A 21571-nucleotide genomic window follows, 5' to 3' on the forward strand; every position below is an offset into this window, starting at 1 on the left:
TGACGGCGCGTCAGGAGCCGAGCGGGGCCTCCCAGGAGAGCCGGGTGCCGCCGCCCTCGGCGGGCTCGACCGTGAAGGTGCCGCCCACCCGCTCGGCCCGCTCGGCGAGGTTGCGCAGCCCGCTGCGCCGGCCGCCCTCGGGCACGCCCACCCCGTCGTCGGTCACCACCAGGGCCACCCGCCCGGCGAGCGCCCGCAGCGTCACCTCCACCCGGCCCGCCCGCGCGTGCCGGGCGGCGTTGCTGAGCGCCTCGCCGAGGACGGCCACCGCGTGGTCGGCCAGTTCCTGCGGCACGTCGGTGTCCAGCAGGCCCTCCATGCTCAGCCGGGGCGCGAAGCCGAGCGTCCCCTGCGCCTCGGCGACGACGCGGGTGGCGCGGGCGCGCAGGCCCCGGTCGGGCTCGCTGTGGGCGCGCAGCCCGAAGATCGTCGACCGGATGATCTTGATGGTCTCGTCCAGGTCCGCCACCGCGCGGGCGACCCGGTCGGCGGCGGCCGGGCTGTCGATCAGCCGGCCCGCGCTCTGCAACGTCATCCCGGTCGCGAACAGCCGCTGGATCGCCAGGTCGTGCAGGTCCCGGGCGATCCGGTCACGGTCCTCCAGCAGCGTCAGGTGCTCGGCGTCGCGCCGCCGCTCGGCCAGCTCCAGGGCCAGCGCCGCCTGGTCCGCGAAGCCCAGTAGCGGCCCGGTCTCGTCCGGCCCGAAGGCCGGCTGCCCGGCCGCGCGGGCCAGCAGCAGCACGCCCCGCCCGTACCCCGCCCCGGTGCCCAGCGGCACCGCGACCGCCGGGCCCAGCCCGTCGAAGCGCCCCGCCGGGCCCGCCGGGTAGCGGGCGTCGCAGGCCAGGTCGTCGCTGGTCACCGGCGAACCGGAGGCGTACGCGGCGCCCGACAGCGTGCCGTCCACCGGCACCGTCACCCCCAGCCGCGCGGCCGGCGCCCCACCCAGCGCGACCTCCACCGTCAGCTCCTCCGCCCGCTCCCGCGGACCGTCCAGCGCCACCGAGACGTCGGCCAGCTCGGCGCCGGCGATCTCCCCGGCCCGGCGGGCGATCAGCTCCACCACCTCCAGCCGGGGCGCGCCCGACAGCAGGCTGCGGCTGATCTCCGCGCTGGCCCGCAGCCAGCGCTGGCGCAGCTGCGCCTCCTCGTACAACCGGGCGTTGTCGATCGCCACCCCGGCCGCGACCGCCAGGGTGGAGATCACCGCCTCGTCGTCGGTGTCGAAGTCCAGCCCGCCGCGCTTGTCGGTGAGGTACAGGTTCCCGAACACCTCGCCGTGCACCCGCACCGGCACCCCGAGGAAGGTGTGCATCGGCGGATGGTTCGGCGGGAAGCCCGCCGAGGCCGGGTGTTCGGACAGCACCGGGCAGCGCAGCGGCTGCGGGTCGCGGATCAACTCGCCGAGGATGCCCCGGCCGGACGGCGGCGGGCCGATCTCGGCGATCTCCTCCTCGGACATCCCCACCGTCAGGAACTGCGACAGCGAGTGCCCGTCCGGGCCGATCACCCCGAGCGCGGCGTAACGGGCGTCCACCAGGTCGGCGGCGGCCTCGACGATCCGGTGCAGCGCCTGGGCGAGGTCCAGCTCCCGGCCGACCGCGAGCACCGCCTCCAACAGGCTGTGCACCCGGTTCTGGGTGCCGCGCGCCGCGTCGATCCGCCACTGGAGCTCCTCCAGCAGCTCGTCCAGGCGCAGCCGGGGCATCCGCGCGCCGCCACCCGCCGCGCTGCCGTCCGCTCCGCCCACCGCTGTCCTCCTCGTACTCGCCCTGGCCCGTCCTCCACCCGCCGCCGGAGGGCGCCAGGTGCCGCCCGATCAGGGCGATTGCCGGATTCACGGTAGTGCCCGGGTGTCGGCACCCCGCACGCCGGGGTGCGCCGTACGCTCCCACGGGCGGGCCTTTCGTCCCGTCGCGGAGGGGCCTGCGGCCTCTGTCGCGAGGCCCTGGCGGACCGCCAGGGTGGGGGAGGAGCGGACGGGCCGTCAGTGCGCACACCGTCCCCGCGCCGCCCCGCCAAGCGCCGACACAGTGGAGGAACCCTCATGACGCCATCCGTCCTCGCCGGGGTCGACGGCTCGCCGGAGAGCACCACCGCCGCCCTCTGGGCCGCCGACGAGGCGGTGCTCCGGGGCACCCCGCTGCGCCTGGTGCACGTCTGGCCGTGGCTGACCGACGGCGTGGCCACCTTCGCCGAGCCCGACGACCTGCCGGCCGCCGCGCAGCGGGTCCTGGCCTCGGCCGCCGACGCGATCCGCGAGCGCCACCCCGACCTGGCGGTGCACACCGACGCCGTCCTGGACGCGCCGGTGGACGGCCTGGTCGCCGCGGCCGCGGACGCCGCCCTCCTGGTGCTCGGCTCGCGCGGCCTCGGCGGCTTCACCGGGCTGCTGCTCGGCTCGGTCGGCATGGCCGCGGCCGCCCGCAGCGCGGTACCGGTGGTCGTGGTGCGCGAGCCGGGCGCGCCCGACGGCGCCGGCGACGGCGTGCCCGAGGTGCTGGTCGGCGTCGACGCGCACGCCCCGGAGGAGGAGGTGCTCGCCTTCGCCTTCCAGGAGGCCGCCCTGCGCGGCGCCCGGGTGCGGGCCGTGCACGGCTGGGACCTCCCGCCGGTCTTCGGCTACGCCGGCGGGGCCGTGCCGCCCACCGAGATCGCCCAACTGGAGGTGCTGGAGGCCAAACTGCTCTCCCTCGCCCTGGCCGGCCAGCGCGAGCGGCACCCGGACACCGCGGTGATCGAGGACGTCCGGCTCGGCGCCGCCCGCGGCCTGGTCGAAGCCTCCGCCGGCGCCGCCCTCCTGGTCGTCGGCCGCCGCCACCGCTCCCTCGACTTCGGCCCCCGCCTCGGCCGCGTCGCCCACGCCGCCCTTCACCACGCCCAGTCCCCAGTCGCCGTCATCCCCCACCCCTGACCAACGCCCCGGCAGCGCCCGCCCGGAAAGCGGGCCAAGGCAACCCCCCACGAGTCCGAACCTCGCACCCTCCGCAGACAGATGGCCCGGACCGCACAGCGGTCCGGGCCATCCGTTGGGACCGGATCACGTCCCGACGGGGGCCGGGGAGTGTCAGGGTGTCGGCGGTTCGGTTGGGCGGGGGCGGGTGCCCGGGGGGAGGACTTGGGCCTTGAGGTGGAGGTCCGGGCTGTGGCGGAAGCCGAGGGTGAAGTCCACCCACTGGCCGGCTCGTAGGGGTGGGGGGTCGGCGATCATCAGGTCGGCGTCCTCCGGGGCCATTGCCAGCTCGCCGCGGCCCGGGATCGGGAGGGCGGTCACCGGCTCCCAGCGGCCTGCGGCGCCCTGGTGGAGGTGTCGCTTGATTGTGATCCTGCTGCCGAACTCCCAGCTGGCGGACGTCAGTTCGTCCGGTACGTCGCCCGGGTTGCGGATCGTGAAGAACGCCGCCGTGGCCGGGGCCGCGCCTGCCGTCGGCAGCAGCAGCCAGCCCGGGCCGGCCTCCACCGGCCGGGGCCGCCCGGCCCCGCCGACCGCCGTCCACCCGGTCAGCAGCACCAGCGTCAGTGCCGCCGCGCCCACCGGCGGGCCGACCACCCGCAGCCGTCCGAGCGCGCTCATCGCCCCGCTCATCGCCGCGCCCCCTTCCGGGCCGCCGAGGCGCCCCGTCCGGGCTGCCAGGTGCGCAGCCGCAGGCTGTTGCCGACCACCAGCAGCGAGCTGAGCGACATCGCCACCGCCGCCAGCATCGGGTTGAGCAGGCCGACGGCCGCCAGCGGGATCAGCACCACGTTGTAGCCGAAGGCCCACAGCAGGTTGGCCCGGATCGTGCCGAGGGTCCGTCGGGCCAGCCGGACGGCGTCCACCACCGCCTCGATGTCGCCGCGCACCAGGGTCAGTCCGGCCGCGCCGATCGCGGCGTCGCTGCCCGAGGCCAGCGCCACCCCGAGGTCCGCCGAGGCCAGTGCCACCGCGTCGTTGACGCCGTCGCCGACCACCGCGACCGTCCGCCCGGCGCCCCGCAGCTCGGCCACCACCGCGGCCTTGCCCTCCGGCGAGGCCGCGGCGTGCACCCGTTCGATGCCCAGCTCGCGCGCCACCGCCCGGGCCGCGCCCGGGCCGTCGCCGGTCAGCAGGACGGTCTCCAGCCCCATCCCGCGCAGCCGGTGGAGCGCCCGCCAGCTGCCCGAGCGCAGCGTGTCGCCGACGGTGAGCACGGCCGCGGCCCGCCCGTCCAGCTCGACCACCACGGCCGTGCGGCCGGTGTCCGAGGCGGCGGTGACCGCGTCCGCGAGGTCGGCGGGCAGCGGCTGCGCCGTGCCGTCCGGGCGGACCACCCGTATGCTCCGGCCCTCGACCACCCCGACCACCCCGACCCCGGTGGCGGCCGCGAAGCCGTCCACCGCAGGCAGCGGACCGCAGCGCTCCCGCGCGGCCGCCGCCACGGCCCGCCCGATCGGGTGCTCCGAGCGGTGTTCCACCGCGCCGGCCAGCCGCAGCACCGCACTCTCGTCGAGTCCCGAGTCGAGCCCCGAGTCGGGCCCTTCGTCGAGCTCCGAGTCGAGCCCCGCGTCGAGGCCCTGGGCGACCGTCACCGTCGCCAGTTCCATCCGCCCGGTGGTCAGCGTCCCGGTCTTGTCCAGCACCACGGTGTCGACCCGGCGCAGGCTCTCCAGCACCTCCGGGCCGCGCACCAGCACGCCCAGCTCCGCGCCCCGCCCGGTCGCCGCCAGCAGTGCCGTCGGGGTGGCCAGGCCCAGGGCGCACGGGCAGGCGACCACCAGGACCGCGACCGCCGCCGTCACCGCCGCCTGGGGGGCTGCGCCCGCACCGAGCCAGAAGCCCAGCACGCACACCGCGCCCGCCAGCACGCACGGCACGAACACCCCGGCCACCGCGTCGGCGAGGCGCTGCGCCCGGGCCTTGCCGGCCTGGGCGTCCGCCACCAGTGCGGTGATCCGGGCGAGTTGGGTGTCGGCGCCGACGGCCGTCGCCCGTACCACCAGCGCGCCGCCGACGTTGACGGTCGCGCCGGCCACCGCGTCCCCGGGGCCGACCTCCACCGGCACGCTCTCCCCGGTCAGCAGGCTCAGGTCGAGCGCCGAACCTCCCTCGACCACCACCCCGTCGGTGGCCACCCGTTCGCCCGGCCGCACCACGAACTCCTGTCCGGGCAGCAGTAGTTCGATCGGTACCAGGCGCTCCTCGCCGGTCCCGCCGTCCCGGACGCACACCTGCTTCGCGCCGAGTTCGGCCAGCGCCCGCAGCGCGGAACCGCTGCGCCGCCGCACCCGGCCCTCCAGCAGCCGCCCGGCCAGCACGAACAGCGGCACCCCGACCGCCGCCTCCAGGTAGACGTGCGCCGCGCCGCCGCCGTCCGCGGTCAGCGAGAACGGCATCCGCATGCCGACCTCCCCGGCGCCGCCGAACACCAGCGCGTACGCGGACCAGCCGAAGGACGCCACCACCCCCAGGCTGACCAGGGTGTCCATGGTGGCCGCCGCGTGCCGCAGCCCCTGCCAGGCCCGGCGGTGGAACCCGGCCGACCCCCAGGTGACCACCGGGACGGCCAGCGCGAAGCAGACCCACTGCCAGGCGGGGAACTGCAGTGACGGCACCATCGACAGCACCACCACCGGGACGGCCAGCAGGGTCGTCACCAGCAGTCGCCGGCGCTCCGCCGGCTCCTCGTCCGGCAGTCCGACGCCCGCCCCTGCGGGCGCCAACTCGGCGGTGTAGCCCGCCCGTTCGACGGCCGCCACCAGCTCTGCGACCGGCACCCCGGCCGGGTGCAGCACCCGGGCCCGACCGGTCGCCAGGTTCACCCCGGCCGTCACTCCGTCGATCCGGGCCAGCCGCTTCTCCACCCGGCCCACGCAGGCCGCGCAGGTCATCCCGCCGACCGCCAGATCGGTGCTCACCAGGGCCCCGGCGTCGGCCCCCGCGACGGGGCTCATCGCATCCCGCCCATGTCGTGCCCGCCCATCCCGGGCGCCCCGGGCGACGCGCCGCCCCCGGGCGTCAGCCCGGGAGACACCGGGCCCGCCTGCCGTCCCACCGCATACGCCACCACGAACACCACCACCAGCAGCAGGGCGAACCCCGCCAGCACACTCAAGGGCCGGACACCCGGCGACTTCGCACTCACCCCCCAGCAGTCGGACGGCGGGGGCGGTTGGTTCCCGTACGGTCCGAACCGGTGGGGCGCGCCCTGGCACCGCGGGCCCGGCGAGACCCGTACGGCAGGCTCCGGGCCCGGATTAATTCGGATGACGCACCCGATGTGACCAGGTAGCGTCCGGGACGGCGCCTCCCGATGCGCTGGGTCCCGGCTACTACCCGTCAACTAGGTGCCGGTGCCCGTGGTCGGTTCCGGGAGGCGCCTACGCGTTCGGCCCCGGGGCCGTTCCAGCCCGTGATCCGGGTCATGGCCCGGGGTCCGGGCGAATCCGCCCCCTGATCGAATCTGATCGTCATAAGATCCCTTCGTGTGCCGAAGACCGGCACCCGGCCCGGCCGCGCGAGCTCGTGTGGCCGGACGGATGGTCAACGCAGCGGGGAGTAGCGATGACACGTACGGGGAAGCGGACGCTGGCCGCAAGCGCGGCCGCGCTGGCGGGGGTACTGGCGGTCGCCGGGACGGCCTCGGCGCAGCCGGGCCCGGCTGCGGTCCAGAGCGGTATGGGGACGGGGGAGATCCTGCCGTACCCGGGGGAGACGGGCCTGATCTGGATCCCGGACTGGATCGGCGACGGCGGCGCGGTGACGGCCTCCGTCAACCCCTCGCAGCCCTTCACCGTGACGGTGGGCTGCCAGGGCGGCGGCTCGGTCCAGGTCCACGTCGCCGGCCTGGCGCCGGCCGACTTCACGGTCCAGTGCCCGGTCGGCGCGACCGGCACCGGCTCGGTGGAGATCCCCGCCCGGCCCGGCCGGGACCTCCTGTTCACGGTGACCGCCTCCGACCAGGCGATCCACTGGGGCATGTACGCCACCCAGGCGGACTGACCCCGCCGCGCCCCGGAGCGGGTCCCGTTCGGTCCTGCCGCGCGCGCGACGGGACTGAACGGGACTGAATGGGACCGGCTCTAACGCCGCACGCTGCGCGGCCCGGTGACCGCCGCGCCCAGCGCGCCGACCCGGGCCCGCAGTTCGCGGTCGGCGGTGACGACCAGGCAGTCCCGGTCCGGCTGTTCGGCCCTGGCCGCCCGGACCAGCTCGACGATCCGGTCGTCACCGTTGCCGGCCGCCGCGACCACCCGCACCTCGGGCAGTCCGTCCACGCCCCGGGCCGCGCCCTCCACGACCAGCACCACCTCCAGCGGCCCGGGCCGCTCCGGCAGGCCCTGCCCGGCGACGGCGACCAGCGCGTCCCGCAGCCGCTCGGCGGCGCCCCGCCGATCCCGCCACCACCCGTCGGGCACCGACCCGACCACGTTGGCCCCGTCCACCACCAGCAGCGGCAGCCCGCCCCGGGTCCCGTTCGCGTCCCTGTCCTCCATGGCCTCTCCCACGCCCTTCCTCGTCACGCCTTTCCCAGGGCCGGCCCGGCGAGTGACCGGGCCGGCGGGGCCGCCGGGCGAACCCACCGGGGCCCCGTCAGCCGGGTGGTGCGTCAGGTGAGGGTGATCCGGATGCCGACGGTGCCGCGCTCGCCGCGGCGCAGGCGGCTGCCGAGCAGGGTGAGCACACCGAGCAGGCCGTACTTCTGGCGCAGCAGGGTGCGGTAGGCGGCGGTGCGTTCGGGGCCGAGGATCTCGGCGGTGGCGGGGTACTGCTCGCCGGTCGGCCGGCCCTTGACGTCGCAGGGGCCCACCAGGACGTCCGCGCGGTTGCGGATCCGCTTGACCTTCCAGGAGTCGGCGACGGTCCAGACGCCGAGCGCCTCGCCGTCGCGCACCACCCACACGGGGGTCGGCACGGTGGTGCCGTCCTTCTTGTAGGTGGTGACGAGCAGGTAGCTCCCGGAGGAGAGGCTGACGATCCGGGCGAGCCGGTCGGAGGGAACGGGGTCGGGCGTGGTCATGGCCGGAAGTCTAGGGCGTGCCTGATCATTCCCGCGGGGCGCGCGGCAGGGCGTGCCTGACCAGGGCCCGGGCCCGGCGGGCCAGCCCGTGGTGGCGGTGCCCGCCGAGGGCGGTGGCGCCCGGGTCGGGGAGCGCGGCCGGGTCGGCGGCGAGTGCGGCGCGGCGGCGGGCGGCGGTGCGCGCGGCGGCCCACAGGGCGAGGACGGCGCCGAGTGCGATGGCCGTCCAGGCGGCCGGGGCGAGGCCGGGGTCGTTGCCCCGGACGGCCTGCGGGTGCGCCTGGCCGGCGGTGGCGGCGGGGGCGGCGGACGAGGCGGCGCCGGCCCGGCCGGTGATGGTGGCCGGGTGGGCGGCGGCGGTGTCCTCCACCAGTTGCCCGACCGGCTGGACCTTGTCGGCCGCCGCGAAGCCCCAGTCGAGCAGCTCGGCCGCCTCGTCGTAGACCCGGGTCTGGGTGTCGGGGTGCATCACCGTCACCAGCAGGGTGCGGCCGCCGCGCTGGGCGGCGCCGGTGAAGGTGGCGCCCGCGTTGGTGGTGTAGCCGTTCTTGACGCCGATCAAGCCCTGGTACTTGCCGAGCAGCCGGTCGGTGTTGGCGATGTCGAAGCTGGTGCGCTGCCCGGTGAGCTTGTCGAGTCCGCCGGGGAAGTGCGCGGTGCGGGTGGAGCAGTAGGAGCGGAAGTCGGCGTTGCGCAGCCCGGCGCGGGCGAACAGGGTGAGGTCGTAGGCGGAGGAGACCTGGCCGTCCATGTCGTAGCCGTCGGGGGAGACCACCTTGGTGTCGCGGGCTTGCAGGGCCTGGGCGCGGGCCTGCATCTCGGCGACGGTCTGCTGGAGGCCGCCGTTCATGTGCGCGAGGACGTGGACGGCGTCGTTGCCGGAGCTGAGGAAGACGCCCCGCCAGAGGTCCTCGACGCGGTAGGGCAGGTCCTCCTTGACGCCGACGAGGCTGCTGCCGGCGCCGACGTTGGCCAGTTCGGCCGTGGTGACCTTGTGCTCCGTCGTGCGGTCGAACTTGGGCAGCACGGTGTCCGCGAAGAGCATCTTCAGGGTGCTGGCCGGGGGGAGCTGGAGGTGGGCGTTGTGGGCCGCGAGGACCTCGCCGGTGCCGGCGTCGGCGATGAGCCAGGACCGCCCGGTCAACGTGGGCGGCAGCGCGGGCGCCCCGGCCAGCGGAGCGACCTGGACGGTGGACTGGCCGAGCCGTTCGCCGCCGATCGCACCGGCGGCGTCCTGCCCGGGGGCGGTCGGGGCGCCGGCGGCGAGCATCAGGGTGGACACCGCGGCGGCCGCCGCCACTCTGCTGACATGCTGTGGCATCTGCTGCACACGGCGAACGTACCCGGGGCGCCGCCGGGCCGCCGCGCCTGCTGCTCCGTCCGGATCCCGGGTGGCACGGATCCCGGGCGGTACGGCGGTCCGGACCCCGGGCGGCACGGCGCCGGGACGGCCGGGGGAAGGCGACGGGACGACTTTGGTCATCCCCGGGTCGCGCCGAAAGTCGGATTCCCGGGCGCCGGGAGCTGCCTAGGCTCGGGGTATGAAGACGCTGCTCGGCTATCTCGGTTTCGTGCTGATCCTCGGCGGCGGGTCCGGCCTGGCGGCGGGCTGGCTGGGGGGCTTCCGGCTGTTCGGCTTCGTCCGTTTCCTGGTTCCGGACGGCCATGAGACCGCCGGGTACGCCACTCTGCTGGTGCTCGGCATCCTGCTGGCGATCCCGGCGGCCCGCCGAGGCTGATCAGCGGTTCAGCCCAAGGCCTGATCCGCGTCCCGATCGGAGCCCTGTTCGGAGCCCTGATCAGCCCCCGCCCCCGAGGCCGCCACGCCGTCGAGCAGGACGGCGAGCCCGGTGCGGAAGGCCGCCCGGTCGCGGTCCTGCGGCGTGCCGTCGCCGGCGCCCTGGAGGGCGGTCAGCAGGGGGAAGCGGTCGGTGAAGTCCGGTGCCAGTTCGGCGAGTCGGGCGGATCGGGTGGTCCACCAGTCCTCGTCGGCGATGCCGGTCGCGGCGGCGGCGCCGCGCGATTCGGCGGCCACGGCGGCCGTGCCGCGGACGAACTGCCAGAGCGCCGCGACGACGCCGTGCAGCCGCGCGGGTGCGAGGGCGGCCGGTTGCAGGGAGCGCAACAGGCCTTCCATGGCGGCGAGTTCGGCCGGTCCGAGCACCGGGCGGGCCTGCGAGACCTGGAGGATCCAGGGGTGGCGCAGGTAGCAGGCGTACAGTTCCTCGGCCCAGGCGGTGACGGCGGGTCGCCAGCCGTCCAAGTCTGCGACGTCCAGCCGTAGTTCGCCGAGTGCCCGGTCGTGCATCAGGTCGAGGAGTTCGGCCTTGCCCGGGACGTAGGTGTAGAGGGCCATGGCGGTGCGGCCGAGTCGTTCGCCGACGGCGCGCATCGATAGCGCCGCCATGCCGTCCGCGTCGGCGACCGCGATGCCGGCGGAGACGATCGCGTCGACGCTGAGGCCCGGTTTGGGGCCGCTGCGCCCGGTGTGCGGTTGCGGTGGTGTGCCCCAGAGCAGGGACAGGGACCGGTGGGCGTCGCCCTGTCCGGCGTAGACGACCATGCAGCAACTCCTTATGGCGTAAAGTATCCTCGGCCGCGACAACTCTTTATGCCGTAAGGCTATCAACCGAAGGGGTTTTTCGATGACACTGCCCGTCACCTTCGTCGAGGTCGTCGAGGTCCGCCGGATCACGCCGCGCACCGCCCGGGTCACCTTCGAGGCCGAGGCCCTGGCGGACTCCGTGGGCGCGGCGCCCGACCAGCAGGTGAAGCTGTGCTTCCCCCTCCCCGGCCAGGCGGTGCCCGAACTGCCCGCGCAGAGCGACGACCCGATGAGCTGGTACCAGGCGTACCTGGCGATCCCCGAGGCCCGGCGCCCGCTGCTGCGCAGCTTCACCCTCCGGCGCCGCCGGCCCGGCACCCGCCTGGTCGAGATCGACTTCGTGCTGCACGGCGACACCGGCCCGGCCGCCGCCTGGGCGGAGCGCGCGGAGCCCGGGCAGCGGCTCGGGATGGTCGGCCCCTCGGCGCTGTACGCCCCGCCGGTCCCGCTCGCCGAGGCCGCCGCCGCTGCCGACTGGGTGCTGCTGGCGGGGGACGAGTCGGCACTGCCGGCGATCGCGACGCTGGTCGAGGCGCTGCCCGCCGGGGTGCGGGCCCTCGCGTTCGTCGAGGTCGCGGACGAGGCCGAGCGGCAGCCACTGGAGAGCCGCGCCGAGCTGGCCGTGCACTGGCTGGCCCGGGGCGGGGCGGCCCCCGGGGTCGTGCTGGCCGGGGCCGTGCGGTCCGCCGAGCTGCCGGCCGGCACGCCGTTCGCCTGGCTCGCGGGGGAGGCGGGCGCGGTGCGGGCGCTGCGCCGCCACCTGGTGGCGGAGCGCGGCGTGCCGAAGCCGTCGATCGACTTCACCGGGTACTGGCGCCACCGGCTGACCCAGGACGACGCGCCCACCGCCGAGGATCTGGCGGACGCCCAGGAGCGGTTGGCCGCTGGCTGATCGGGTGCTGATCGCTCCGGTGGCCGGGGGATTCCGGCCACCGGAGCGCCGGTGCACCCGTGCGCCCGTTCTGTCATGTCCGGTTTCAGAGTGGGTCCCAGGGGAAGGGTGTGTGGCGGTGCTGACGGTGTGTCCCAGGTGGCGGTGGTCCGCCACTGTCCAGAGTTCGCCACCGATTTTTTCCGACCGGGATCGGACAGTTCCGACCGGGTCTGGTCAGCGAAAAGGGGCGGACATGGCCCGATTTCTGCCGTGAATTTTACTTTCTGATGGTCTTTTTTACTTTCTAATGGGGATTTCCCCCCTTGTCGTGGTCGTGTCGGATGCGCTGGAATGCGACCGCTGTCGGGACGCGCGGTCCGGAGCAACCACGCGTCCGACCTGGATCCGCGTACGCCGGGCCGCGCAACCTGACGTCTCATCAGACGAAAGGATGTCCATTGATCGGCTGGCGGAAATCCCAGCTAGCGGCTGCCGTCACGGTCACCGCCGCGTCCATGGTCCTGACCTTCGGGTCCAGTGCCAACGCAGCTCCGCTCCCGGACCCGCAGAGCGCCCCCGTGGCGTCCGCGGACGGGACCCCGGTGCCGGTGATCGTGATTCTCAAGGACCAGATAGCGGACGCCCCGGCCGACAGCGGCCACCTCGGCGCCCGTCAGCAGAAGGCCGCGAACGCCCAGGCGCCGCTGCTGGACAAGGTCAAGGCCAACGGCGGCACCGACATCAAGAGCTTCGTGGTCGGGAACGCGTTCTCGGCCACGGTGAGCCCGGCGCTGCGTGCCGCGCTGCTGGCCGACCCGGCCGTCGCCTCGGTCGTCGCGGACGAGCAGGTCACCGTCACGCCGCCGGCCGCCGGCAAGGCCGCGGCCGCGAAGGACGCCGCGGACACCAAGGCCGGCGCCAAGTCGGCCAAGGCCGCCGCCCCGCAGGCCGTTTCGGGCAGCAACGGCCAGGGCACCGAGCAGAACGCGACCAACACGATCTGCCCGTCCGACCCGTCCCAGCCGCTGCTGGAGCCGGAGGGCCTCTACTCGACGCACGCCGTCGGCGCCGACGGCAAGCCCGGCGCGGCCGACCTGGCCACCGGCAAGGGCGTCAAGGTCGCCTACATCGCGGACGGCCTCGACCCGAACAACCCGGACTTCATCCGGGCCGACGGCTCGCACGCGGTCGTCGACTACCAGGACTTCGCGGGCGACGGCGTGAACGCGCCGACCGGTGGCGCGGAGGCCTTCGGCGACGCCTCGGCGGTCATCGCCCAGGGCCGCCAGGTCTACGACGTCTCGAAGTTCGTGAACGCCTCGCGCGGTCTGCCGGCCGGCTGCAACATCCGCATCCGCGGCCTCGCCCCGGACGCCTCGCTGGTCGCCCTGCGGGCCGGCGGCGAGATCATGTCGAACTCGTCGATCCTGCAGTCCATCGACTACGCGGTCTCGGTCGCCAAGGTCGACGTGCTGAACGAGTCCTTCGGCGGCAACGTCACCCCGGACAGCGGCGCGCACGACACCATCTCGCTCTTCAACGACCAGGCCGTCAAGGCCGGTGTCACCGTCTCCGTCTCCACCGGCGACGCGGGCATCAGCGGCACCATCGGCACCCCGGCCACCGACCCGAACGTGATCGCGGTCGGCGCCTCCACGGACAACCAGAACTACCAGCAGACCGGCTACGCGGCCGCCCAGTTCTCCAACAAGACCTGGAGCAACAACCGCATCTCCGCGCTCTCCTCGGGCGGCTTCACCCAGGCCGGCCGCACGGTCGACCTGGTCGCGCCGGGCGAGTCGGACTGGGCGCTCTGCTCGCCCGACACCAGCAAGTACACCGACTGCACCGGCTTCAGCGGCCAGGGTTCGCCGATCCAGTCGTTCGGCGGCACCAGCCAGGCCGCGCCGTTCGTCACCGGCGCCGCGGCCCTGGTCATCCAGGCCTACCGCGACACCCACAACGGCCAGTCGCCCGCCCCGGCGCTGGTGAAGAAGTTCATCACCGGCACCGCCCAGGACCTCGGCGTCCCGGCCGAGGAGCAGGGCGCCGGCCTGCTGAACGTCCGCGCCGCCGTCGAGGCCGCCCGCGGCTACCACGCCGGCTCCGGCGCGTCGGACAGCAAGACCGTCGTCGTCACCACCGGTCAGGTCGACATCGCCGGCAACCCCGGCTCGACCCACACCGCCGACGTGACCGTCACCAACACCAGCTCCGCCCCGCAGACGGTCAGCGGCGCGACCCGCACCTTCGTGCCGCAGTCGAGCAACCAGCAGACCGTCCAGCTGGACACGGCCTCCACCGACACCTTCAAGTACGCCACCAACGGCGCCACCTGGGTGCAGAAGCAGGTCAAGTTCACCGTCCCGGCCGGCGCCGACCGCCTCGCGGCGTCGATCGCCTGGCAGGGTGCGGCCAGCCCGGTCACCAACGGCTCCGTGGTCCGCATGACGCTGCTCGACCCGTCGGGCCGCTTCGAGACCAACACCCGTCCGCAGGGCGGCGCCACCCCGGCCGACTTCGGCCTGGTGGACGTCCCGCACCCGGTGGCCGGCGAGTGGACCGCCGTCCTGTACACCCCGGCGGGCAAGGCCGGCTACAACGGCGCGGTCCAGCTGGGCACCGCCACCCAGCGCGCGGTGCCGGCCGGCGCCGTCAGCCCGAGCGTCGCGGACCTGAAGCCGGGTGAGACCAAGACCCTCAAGGTCCAGCTCACCACCCCGGGCACCAGTGGCGACTCCAGCCAGGCGATCACCGTCGCCAGCTCCAACGGCACCGCCACCAGCGTTCCGGTCGTGCTGCGCAGCCTCGTCCCGGTCAACCAGGGCAAGGGCACCTTCACCGGCACCATCACCGGTGGCAACGGCCGCAACGCCTCGCCGACGCAGAGCTTCGCGTACGCCTTCGACGTCCCGAAGGGCCAGAAGGACCTGCGGGTCGGCGTCACCGTCGCCAAGGACCCGAAGCTGCTCATGCAGGGCGCGCTGATCAGCCCGAACGGCACCCCGATCGACATCGAGGGCAACGGCCTGCTCGACGCGCAGGGCAACCTGACCGGCACCACCGCCGGCGTCTCGGCCACCACCGTCAACCCGGCCGCCGGCCGCTGGCGGTTCGTCCTGAACGTGCTCGGCCCGGTCAGCGGCCAGGAGCTCGCCCAGGACTTCACCGGCACCGTCGCGTTCAACCAGAACGTCGCCACCGCCGCCGGCCTGCCGAACGACCCGCACGCCAAGCTGGCGGCCGGCAAGCCGGTGACCGTCCAGGTGAACTACACCAACAACACCGTCGCCACCCAGAAGATCTCGGCCGACGGCCGCCTGGACCGCCGCACCGACCTCCCGCTGGTGCCGCAGGGCGCCTCCGCGACGGTCACCCTGCCGCTGAGCCTCACCTCCGCGGTGCCGTCCTTCCTCGTCCCGCCGGGCACCGACCAGCTGAAGGCGGTGGCGGCCTCCTCGACGCCGGCCCACCTGGAGCTGTCCGGCACCACCGGCTCGCCGGACCTCTTCGGCGACCTGAAGAAGGCCCAGGACGGTTCGACCATCTCGGTCGTGACCGACAACGGCAGCGCGTCGCAGCCGGTCCTCCCCGGCGTGTGGGGCACCTTCCTGCAGCAGGTCGGCCCGTTCGGCACCGCCGGCGCCCCGGCCGGCACCGCCACCATCACCGCGACCGCGCACACCCAGGCGTTCGACCCGGCGCTGACCTCCAGCACCGGTGACCCGTACGCCCTGGCGGTCAACGCCTCGGCCCCGGCCGCCAACCCGGTGACCGTCCCGTCGGGCGGCAAGGGCTCGCTCCAGGTGACCGTCACTCCGACCGGTCCGAAGGGCAGCACCGTCCACGGCGTGCTGTACCTGGTGTCCGCCCCCAGCTCGGTGGCGACCGCCAACAACACCCTGGGCACCACCGGTTCGGTGCTCGCGGCGATCCCGTACAGCTACACGGTGAACTGACCTTCCATCACCGCGCCGAGGCCGCACCGGAGTTCCGGGGCGGCCTCGGTCGTTTCCCCGGGGCCGGCGGGAATACCCCGCGCTCCCGGCGGTGTTGTGCCGGGCAGGACCGGGGCGAAGCGGATGTGCCGGCCCTTCCACCGGACCGGGAGCGGGACTTGAACGACGCGATCAAGCACAGCCACGTCGAGGTGAACGGCGTCCGTCTGCACGTCGCGGAACAGGGCGAGGGCCCGCTGGTCCTGCTGCTGCACGGCTTCCCCGAGAGCTGGCACTCCTGGCGCCACCAGTTCGCCCCGCTCGCCGCGGCCGGCTACCGGGTCGTCGCCCCCGACCAGCGCGGCTACGCCCGCAGCGAGCAGCCCGAGCGGGTGGACGCGTACTCCCTGCTGCACCTGGTCGGCGACGTCACGGCGCTGATCGGCGCGCTCGGCGAGGAGCGGGCCGTCGTGGTCGGGCACGACTGGGGCGCGCCGGTCGCCTGGGCCACCGCCGCGCTGCGGCCGGACCTGGTACGCGGGGTCGCCGGGCTGAGCGTGCCGCCGCTGCCCAGCGGGCCGCGGCCGCTGCGGGAGTCCCGGGAGAACTTCGGCGAGGGCTTCTACCAGATCTACTTCCAGGAGCCGGGCCGCGCCGACGCCGAACTGGCGGCCGACGTGAAGTCCAGCTTCCGCCGCATCCTGGGCGGTGGCCTGCTCCGCGAGGGGAAGCCGCAGCCGTGGGTCGTCCCCGAGGGCAAGGCCCTGCTGGACACCATCCCGGAGCCGGCGCAGCTGCCGGCCTGGCTCACCGAGGCGGACATCGACGCCCTCGCGGCCGACTACGCCCTGCACGGCGAGCACGCCTTCACCGGCGGGCTCAACTGGTACCGGAACATCGACCGCAACGCCGAACTGATGGCCGCCTTCGACGGCGTGACGATCGACGTGCCGGCGCTGTACGTGGCCGGCGAACAGGACATGGTGAACGCGCTCGTCCCGCCGGCGGTGCTGGCCCACCTGCTGAGCCGGGTGCCCAAGCTGCACCGCCACGTCCGGCTGCCGGACACCGGGCACTGGACGCAGCAGGAGCGCCCGGCGGAGGTCAACGAGGCGCTGCTCGACTTCCTCAAGCACCTGGACGCCTGACGCCCGCCCGGCTCCGGCCCGGGTGCCGGGTCGGAGCCGGGCGGCGGAGGTCCGGCGGCGCGATCAGTGGTGGTGGTGGCTGCCCATGGGGTGGTCGCAGGCGCGGCACCTCCGGATGAAGAGGAGGCTCAGGCCGACGGTGACCACCGCACCGAGTGCCACCCCGGTACCCCGCACCGTCTTGCGGGCCGCGTTGCCGCCGATCGAGCCGGTGCACCGCGAGCAGTTCTGGCATCCGGTCCGGACCGGGATCTTCTTCCCCACGACGCTTCCTCCCAGGCGAGGTCCCGACCACCGGCCGGGCTCGTGAACGTCCCGCAGCAGCTTATAACTTGAGCTGCCCGTTCATGACTTGAGCTGCCCGTCCTCGCCCGGCGAACGATCATCCGCCCGGCGAACGATCATCCGCTCGACGGACCGGCCCCGTACGGGTCGAGGAGTTCGGCCACGAGCCGGCGTGCGTACGCGGGATCGAGGCCGGCCGGGCGGAAGAGGATGCGGTACATCAGGGGGGCGACGACGCCGTCCATGACCGTCTCGACGGCGGGGGTGTCCTCCCCGCGGCCGCCCGCCCGGCTCAGCACGGCGTCGACCTGTTCGGCCGCGTAGTCCGAGCACTGGCCGGCGTTGCCGCCGTCCGGGTCGCCGAGCAGGGCGTCGCGGATGTAGGCGCGGCCCGAGGGGGAGGCCATCTCGTCGAGGAACTGCTCGGCCCAGGCCGTCAGGTCGGACCGCAGGTCGCCGAGGTCCTCCGGTGCCGCGTCGGGCCGCAGGCGCTCCACGGCGACGTCGGACAGCAGCTCCTGGAGGTCGCCCCAGCGGCGGTAGACCGTCGACGGGGTGACGCCCGCGCGCTGCGCGACCAGCGGCACCGTCAGCGCGTCGCGGCCCACCTCGGCGAGGAGTTCACGCACAGCGGTGTGCACCGATGCCTGGACCCGGGCGCTGCGCCCGCCGGGGCGCACCATCTGTTTGCGACTCATGATAAACACCTTAAAGCACAATCCTTGCGTTTACGGGTGCCGGGGTGCCGGGGCGCTCGCCTCGGAGCCGGGCCGGGCCGGCGCCGTCCGGCCCGGCCCGCCTGCTGTTCTCAGACCGCCGGCGCGAGCGCCCGCGCGGGCTGCGTCCGCTCGTAGGCGTGGCCGACCCGCAGCAGCGTGCGCTCCCCGAGCGGCCGGCCGAGCAGCTGCATGCCGATCGGCAGGCCCGCCGCGTCCCGGCCGACCGGGACGGACAGGGCGGGCACCCCGGTGATGTTGGCGGGGGCGGACAGGCGCACATAGGCGTCGGGGACGCCCTCGACCGTGCCGTCGGGCCAGGTGACGGTCTCCTGGTCGGCCCGTACCGCGGTGACCGGGACGGTCGGGGCGGCGATCACGTCGACCTCCTCCAGCATCCGGGCCCACTCCCGCCGCATGAGCGTCCGGGAGCGCTGGGCGCGCAGGTAGTCCCCGGCGGTCATCAGCTCGCCGGCCTCCAGCAGGACGCGGACGTCCGCCTGGTACAGCTCGGGCACCGCCCGCAGGGAGTGCTCGTGGTAGGCGGCGGCCTCCGGTGCCACCAGCCCCCACAAGGTCGCCTGGAGGTAGCGGGTCATCGGGATGTCGACGTCGACGAGTCGTGCGCCGAGTGCCTCCAGGTGCCCGATGGCGCGCCGGACGGCGGCCTCCACCTCCGCGTCGACGTGGTCGAAGTAGTAGCTGCGCGGCACGCCGACGCGCAGCCCCGCCAGGTCCGTGCCCGCGCCCGGCCGGTGGTCCACGGCGGGGGCGGCCAGCGAGGCGGGGTCGCGCGGGTCGTGTCCGGCGAGGGCGTCCAGGACGAGGGCCGTGTCCTCGACGGTCCGGGCGATCGGGCCGACGTGGTCCAGCGACCAGGACAGGGACGTGACGCCGTGGCGGGGGACGAGGCCGTAGGTCGGCTTGAGGCCGACGACCCCGTTGAGCGCGGCGGGCACCCGGATCGAGCCGCCGGTGTCGGTGCCCAGCGCGAAGGTCGCGGCGCCCGCGGCGACGGCGACGGCGGATCCGCCGCTGGAGCCGCCGGCGACCCGCTCGCGGTCCCAGGCGTTGCCGGTCTGCGGGGTGGTCAGGCCGTACGCGAACTCGTGGGTGTGCGTCTTGCCGACCAGGATCGCGCCGGCCGCGGCCAGGCGGGCGGCGACCGTGCTGTCGGTCTGCGCGCGGTGGTCGGCGCGGACCCGGGAACTGGCCGTGGTGGCGAGCCCGGCGACGTCGATCAGGTCCTTGAGCCCCATCGGCGCGCCGTGCAGCGGCCCCCGGTGCAGGCCGCGCGCCGCTTCCTGCTCGGCCTCGCGGGCCGCCCGGCGCGCCCGCTCCGCGGTGACCGCGACGTAGGCGCCGAGGTGCGGTTCCACCTGCTCGATGCGGTCGAGGACCGAGTCCACCAGTTCGACGGGGGACAGTCGCCGGGCCCGGATCTCCTCCGCGGCGGCGGTGAGGGAGAGCTCATACGGCCGCATCGTGCTCCTCCTCTTCCGTGTCGTGGGCGCTTTCCGCGCGGTAGGCGCTCGCGGGCGGGGTGTCCCCGAAGTCCAGCTCCCGCAGGACAGCGACGACGGAGAGCAGCTGGTTGGCGGTGGCCGCGACCGCGTCGTGGCGGTCGGCGGGCAGGGGGAGCCCGGCCCGGGCGGCCCAGCGGGCGGCCTCGGGCGGCGTGAGGTCGGTGGTGGGTGGTTCGCCTGAGGGGCGTTCGGCGGAGGACATGGGCGTTCTCTCCTGATCGGGGCTGGCGCGAGATGGCGCCCGCAGCAAAAGCTAACCGTTTGCGTTAGTCGGACTGTAGGTCCTACGATGGCTTAACGCAAACAGATTGCGTTTACGGGAGGAGCCCCCATGTCCAGCGCCACGTCCGACGCCCCCGCCCCCGCCTGGACGGTGGGCGGCGTCACCGTCCACCGCATCGACGAGACCCTCCTGCCACCCGCGACCGGGCCCTGGCTGCTGCCCGAGGCCACCCCCGAGGTGGTGACCGGCCACGACTGGCTGCACCCCCACTTCGCCGACCACGAAGGCGTCCTGCACCTCGACAGCCACAGCTTCGCGTTCACCGTGGGCGGGCTGCGCGTCCTCGTCGACACCGGCATAGGCAACGGCAAGGAGCGGGCCAACCCGGCCTGGCGCCACCTGCGGACCGACTACCTGGAGCGCCTCACCGCCGCCGGCTTCCCCCCGGACTCCGTCGACCTGGTGATCCTCACCCACCTGCACGCCGACCACGTCGGCTGGAACACCCGGGAGGTGAACGGCGATTGGGTCCCCACCTTCCCCCACGCCCGCTACCTCACCTCCCGCACCGAGCGGGAGTTCTGGGCCGGGTACGACCTGGAGGAGGCGCGCCGGCAGATGTTCCTCGACTCCGTGATCCCGGTCGAGCGGGCCGGGTTGCTGGACCTCGTCGACGTCCCGGCCGAGGGTGTCGAGATCGCCCCGGGCCTGCGCCTGATCCCCACCCCCGGTCACACCCCCGGCCACGTCGCCGTCGAACTGACCAGCCGGGGCGAGGCGGCGCTGATCACCGGTGACTGCATCCACCACCCGGTCCAGCTCGCCCACCCCGCCATCGGCGCCTGCGTCGACATCGACCCGCGGCAGTCCGAGGCCTCGCGCCGCAAGCTCCTCGGCTCCCTCGCCGACACCGACACCCTCCTGCTCGGCACCCACTTCGCGCCGCCCACCGCCGGCCGCGTGCTCACGGACGGGGACGCCTACCGGTTGCTGCCCGTCCCCTCGGCCTGACGCCGCGTTCGACCTCCCCAGGACGCTCGCACCCCTTCACCGGTCCTGCGCCCGGGGCCCGTCGACCGCACACCCGTCTCGATTGGGACGGGCGCGCGGGGTGGGGGTGGTGAGCCGGAGTCGGTTCCCCGGGGCTCGATTCCCGCGCGATCTGTCGTTTATCTGGCGATACCGCCTCTGAGCTGCGAAATCCTGCTGGCAGCAGACGTCGGTGATCCCCTAGAGTCGGCGCGCCCGCCCCGGTCGGGGCGCTGGCGGCACCGGCGTGCGAGTCCGAGCACGCGGCGATTCCAGGAGTTGACGATCTGATGGTGTGTGTGGCGTGTGGGGCGCGTCCCGCGGGGACCGAGAGCCGACGCTGCTTCGGCTGCGCGGAGGCGGCCCCGGGCTGGGCGGCGGCGCTCCGACCGGCGAACGGCCTTGCCGTGGCGGTCTACGTCCTGCTGGGGTTGAACGCGGTGTTGGCGGCGGCGGCGGTCGTGGCCGACGTCTGGGGCGATGTCCTGTTGGGCCGGTTGGTGGACGGCTCGGGCGACATCGGCCTTGACGAATTCGATGCCCTGGACTCCCTGGCGAACGGGCTGGACAAAGCCGTCATTCCGCTGATGATGGTCACCGCCGTGCTGTTCATCATCTGGTTCTACCGCATCCGCCAGAATGCCGACCTGCTGCTGCCGAACGGGCACCGCCTCGGACGCGGCTGGACCATCGGGGCCTGGGTCACCCCGGTCGTCCTGCTCTGGTTCCCCTGGCAGCTGATGGTGGACTGCTGGCGGGCGAGCGCTCCGCTGGACGCGGAGGGACGGCGTCGCGCGGTGTCGGAGAAGGTCCTGGTCCTGTGGTGGTCCACCTGGATCGGCGCGCTGGTGGTCAACCGGATCGCCAACTCGAAGATGAAGTACGTGGACGTGACGGTGCTCGCCAGCCTGGGGGACTTGCGCGAGACCATTCGGGTGGAGGCCGCCGGCTCGGTGCTGCGCCTGGTCGCGGCCGTCGCGGCGATCGTGGTGGTCCAGCGGCTGACGGCCATGCAGTCGGCGCGCCGGGCCGACATCAACCCGCTGGCCGCCAGGGCCGCGCAGGTGGCGGCCGAGGAGGCCCGGGCGCAGGCGCAGGCGCAGGCTCAGGCGTAGGCCCAGGCTTCGGCCGCCACGGCAACGGACTCGGAAGCTCCCTAGTGCTGCTCTGCGGAAGTTCGTGGAGGGGTGTTGATCAGATAGCCAGTCCGCTGAGGTAGAGGCCGCCTGCGCAGTCGAGGGCTTCTTCCGG

19 protein-coding genes are annotated in these 21571 nt (G+C 74.6%); 8 read left to right on the top strand and 11 right to left on the bottom strand.

Translation table 11 applies throughout. The features are described from left to right. Window positions 1-10: 10 nt before the first annotated feature. The gene (locus ACFVHI_RS30380) at window positions 11-1708 is read right to left on the bottom strand and encodes a GAF domain-containing protein (protein WP_380344869.1); all 1698 of its coding nucleotides are present in this window, start codon (window positions 1706-1708) and stop codon (window positions 11-13) included. Window positions 1709-2047: 339 nt separating this feature from the next. Here ACFVHI_RS30380 and ACFVHI_RS30385 point away from each other — a divergent pair, with 339 nt between their 5' ends. Next, window positions 2048-2914, top strand: coding sequence for a universal stress protein (locus ACFVHI_RS30385; protein WP_380344827.1), 867 nt, complete (start codon window positions 2048-2050; stop codon window positions 2912-2914). A gap of 153 nt (window positions 2915-3067) precedes the next feature. Here ACFVHI_RS30385 and ACFVHI_RS30390 read toward each other — a convergent pair whose 3' ends face one another. Both ACFVHI_RS30390 and ACFVHI_RS30395 read right to left on the bottom strand, forming a co-directional pair. After that, a complete protein-coding gene (locus ACFVHI_RS30390; protein ID WP_380344829.1) occupies window positions 3068-3574 on the bottom strand; it encodes a copper chaperone PCu(A)C in 507 nt (168 codons plus the stop codon). A gap of 8 nt (window positions 3575-3582) precedes the next feature. Beyond that, window positions 3583-5910 carry a heavy metal translocating P-type ATPase gene (locus ACFVHI_RS30395; RefSeq protein ID WP_380344832.1) on the bottom strand — a complete coding sequence of 776 codons (2328 nt, stop codon included), beginning with the start codon at window positions 5908-5910 and terminating at the stop codon, window positions 3583-3585. Between the two features lie 610 nt (window positions 5911-6520). Here ACFVHI_RS30395 and ACFVHI_RS30400 point away from each other — a divergent pair. Next, entirely contained in the window at window positions 6521-6958 is a 438-nt protein-coding gene (locus tag ACFVHI_RS30400) for a hypothetical protein (protein ID WP_380344835.1), read from the top strand. Between the two features lie 80 nt (window positions 6959-7038). Here the strand turns inward: ACFVHI_RS30400 and ACFVHI_RS30405 are convergent, their stop codons facing one another. From ACFVHI_RS30405 to ACFVHI_RS30415, 3 genes are all read right to left on the bottom strand, one after another. Further along, window positions 7039-7452, bottom strand: coding sequence for an NTP pyrophosphohydrolase (locus ACFVHI_RS30405; protein WP_380344838.1), 414 nt, complete (start codon window positions 7450-7452; stop codon window positions 7039-7041). A gap of 113 nt (window positions 7453-7565) precedes the next feature. After that, entirely contained in the window at window positions 7566-7976 is a 411-nt protein-coding gene (locus ACFVHI_RS30410; RefSeq protein ID WP_380344840.1) for a PPOX class F420-dependent oxidoreductase, read from the bottom strand. Window positions 7977-8001: 25 nt separating this feature from the next. After that, entirely contained in the window at window positions 8002-9297 is a 1296-nt protein-coding gene (locus ACFVHI_RS30415; RefSeq protein WP_380344871.1) for a D-alanyl-D-alanine carboxypeptidase family protein, read from the bottom strand. A gap of 220 nt (window positions 9298-9517) precedes the next feature. Between ACFVHI_RS30415 and ACFVHI_RS30420 the strand changes: the two genes are divergently transcribed. Beyond that, a complete protein-coding gene (locus ACFVHI_RS30420; protein WP_063346163.1) occupies window positions 9518-9715 on the top strand; it encodes a hypothetical protein in 198 nt (65 codons plus the stop codon). Between the two features lie 8 nt (window positions 9716-9723). Here the strand turns inward: ACFVHI_RS30420 and ACFVHI_RS30425 are convergent, their stop codons facing one another. After that, window positions 9724-10539, bottom strand: a complete 816-nt coding sequence (locus tag ACFVHI_RS30425) for a TetR/AcrR family transcriptional regulator (protein ID WP_380344844.1) — start codon at window positions 10537-10539, stop codon at window positions 9724-9726. Window positions 10540-10621: 82 nt separating this feature from the next. Between ACFVHI_RS30425 and ACFVHI_RS30430 the strand changes: the two genes are divergently transcribed. The 3 genes from ACFVHI_RS30430 (at window position 10622) to ACFVHI_RS30440 (ending at window position 16541) form a co-directional block, all read left to right on the top strand. After that, window positions 10622-11473, top strand: coding sequence for a siderophore-interacting protein (locus ACFVHI_RS30430; protein WP_380344847.1), 852 nt, complete (start codon window positions 10622-10624; stop codon window positions 11471-11473). A 590-nt stretch (window positions 11474-12063) separates the two neighbouring features. Next, window positions 12064-15414 carry a S8 family serine peptidase gene (locus ACFVHI_RS30435; RefSeq protein ID WP_380344850.1) on the top strand — a complete coding sequence of 1117 codons (3351 nt, stop codon included), beginning with the start codon at window positions 12064-12066 and terminating at the stop codon, window positions 15412-15414. 158 nt (window positions 15415-15572) lie between these two features. Continuing rightward, complete coding sequence (locus ACFVHI_RS30440; protein WP_380344853.1) at window positions 15573-16541, top strand: alpha/beta fold hydrolase; 969 nt, start codon at window positions 15573-15575, stop codon at window positions 16539-16541. A 63-nt stretch (window positions 16542-16604) separates the two neighbouring features. Here the strand turns inward: ACFVHI_RS30440 and ACFVHI_RS30445 are convergent, their stop codons facing one another. The 4 genes from ACFVHI_RS30445 to ACFVHI_RS30460 form a co-directional block, all read right to left on the bottom strand. Beyond that, window positions 16605-16805 carry a hypothetical protein gene (locus tag ACFVHI_RS30445; protein ID WP_063346158.1) on the bottom strand — a complete coding sequence of 67 codons (201 nt, stop codon included), beginning with the start codon at window positions 16803-16805 and terminating at the stop codon, window positions 16605-16607. 137 nt (window positions 16806-16942) lie between these two features. After that, window positions 16943-17524, bottom strand: coding sequence for a TetR/AcrR family transcriptional regulator (locus tag ACFVHI_RS30450; protein WP_380344857.1), 582 nt, complete (start codon window positions 17522-17524; stop codon window positions 16943-16945). A 110-nt stretch (window positions 17525-17634) separates the two neighbouring features. Continuing rightward, window positions 17635-19026 carry an amidase gene (locus ACFVHI_RS30455; RefSeq protein WP_380344860.1) on the bottom strand — a complete coding sequence of 464 codons (1392 nt, stop codon included), beginning with the start codon at window positions 19024-19026 and terminating at the stop codon, window positions 17635-17637. Continuing rightward, window positions 19013-19270: a hypothetical protein gene (locus ACFVHI_RS30460; protein WP_380344863.1), complete on the bottom strand. Its 258-nt coding sequence runs from the start codon at window positions 19268-19270 to the stop codon at window positions 19013-19015. The genes ACFVHI_RS30455 and ACFVHI_RS30460 overlap by 14 nt, the downstream gene beginning before the upstream one ends. 129 nt (window positions 19271-19399) lie before the next feature. Between ACFVHI_RS30460 and ACFVHI_RS30465 the strand changes: the two genes are divergently transcribed. Continuing rightward, window positions 19400-20302 carry an MBL fold metallo-hydrolase gene (locus tag ACFVHI_RS30465; RefSeq protein ID WP_380344866.1) on the top strand — a complete coding sequence of 301 codons (903 nt, stop codon included), beginning with the start codon at window positions 19400-19402 and terminating at the stop codon, window positions 20300-20302. Between the two features lie 425 nt (window positions 20303-20727). Beyond that, window positions 20728-21435, top strand: a complete 708-nt coding sequence (locus ACFVHI_RS30470) for a DUF4328 domain-containing protein (protein ID WP_380344867.1) — start codon at window positions 20728-20730, stop codon at window positions 21433-21435. Window positions 21436-21571: the final 136 nt, after the last annotated feature.

Origin of the sequence: Kitasatospora sp. NPDC127121, assembly GCF_042677305.1 — a bacterium.
Taxonomy (GTDB): Bacteria; Actinomycetota; Actinomycetes; order Streptomycetales; family Streptomycetaceae; genus Kitasatospora.

Bases quoted from the DNA above. Each gene is read 5' to 3' on its own strand.
- ACFVHI_RS30460 (WP_380344863.1), bottom strand. From the start codon at position 19,270: ATGTCCTCCGCCGAACGCCCCTCAGGCGAACCACCCACCACCGACCTC.
- ACFVHI_RS30430 (WP_380344847.1), top strand. From the start codon at position 10,622: ATGACACTGCCCGTCACCTTCGTCGAGGTCGTCGAGGTCCGCCGGATC.
- ACFVHI_RS30405 (WP_380344838.1), bottom strand. From the start codon at position 7,452: ATGGAGGACAGGGACGCGAACGGGACCCGGGGCGGGCTGCCGCTGCTG.
- ACFVHI_RS30450 (WP_380344857.1), bottom strand. From the start codon at position 17,524: ATGAGTCGCAAACAGATGGTGCGCCCCGGCGGGCGCAGCGCCCGGGTC.
- ACFVHI_RS30385 (WP_380344827.1), top strand. From the start codon at position 2,048: ATGACGCCATCCGTCCTCGCCGGGGTCGACGGCTCGCCGGAGAGCACC.
- ACFVHI_RS30425 (WP_380344844.1), bottom strand. From the start codon at position 10,539: ATGGTCGTCTACGCCGGACAGGGCGACGCCCACCGGTCCCTGTCCCTG.
- ACFVHI_RS30455 (WP_380344860.1), bottom strand. From the start codon at position 19,026: ATGCGGCCGTATGAGCTCTCCCTCACCGCCGCCGCGGAGGAGATCCGG.
- ACFVHI_RS30390 (WP_380344829.1), bottom strand. From the start codon at position 3,574: ATGAGCGCGCTCGGACGGCTGCGGGTGGTCGGCCCGCCGGTGGGCGCG.
- ACFVHI_RS30420 (WP_063346163.1), top strand. From the start codon at position 9,518: ATGAAGACGCTGCTCGGCTATCTCGGTTTCGTGCTGATCCTCGGCGGC.
- ACFVHI_RS30465 (WP_380344866.1), top strand. From the start codon at position 19,400: ATGTCCAGCGCCACGTCCGACGCCCCCGCCCCCGCCTGGACGGTGGGC.
- ACFVHI_RS30415 (WP_380344871.1), bottom strand. From the start codon at position 9,297: ATGCCACAGCATGTCAGCAGAGTGGCGGCGGCCGCCGCGGTGTCCACC.
- ACFVHI_RS30380 (WP_380344869.1), bottom strand. From the start codon at position 1,708: ATGCCCCGGCTGCGCCTGGACGAGCTGCTGGAGGAGCTCCAGTGGCGG.
- ACFVHI_RS30410 (WP_380344840.1), bottom strand. From the start codon at position 7,976: ATGACCACGCCCGACCCCGTTCCCTCCGACCGGCTCGCCCGGATCGTC.
- ACFVHI_RS30400 (WP_380344835.1), top strand. From the start codon at position 6,521: ATGACACGTACGGGGAAGCGGACGCTGGCCGCAAGCGCGGCCGCGCTG.
- ACFVHI_RS30395 (WP_380344832.1), bottom strand. From the start codon at position 5,910: ATGAGCCCCGTCGCGGGGGCCGACGCCGGGGCCCTGGTGAGCACCGAT.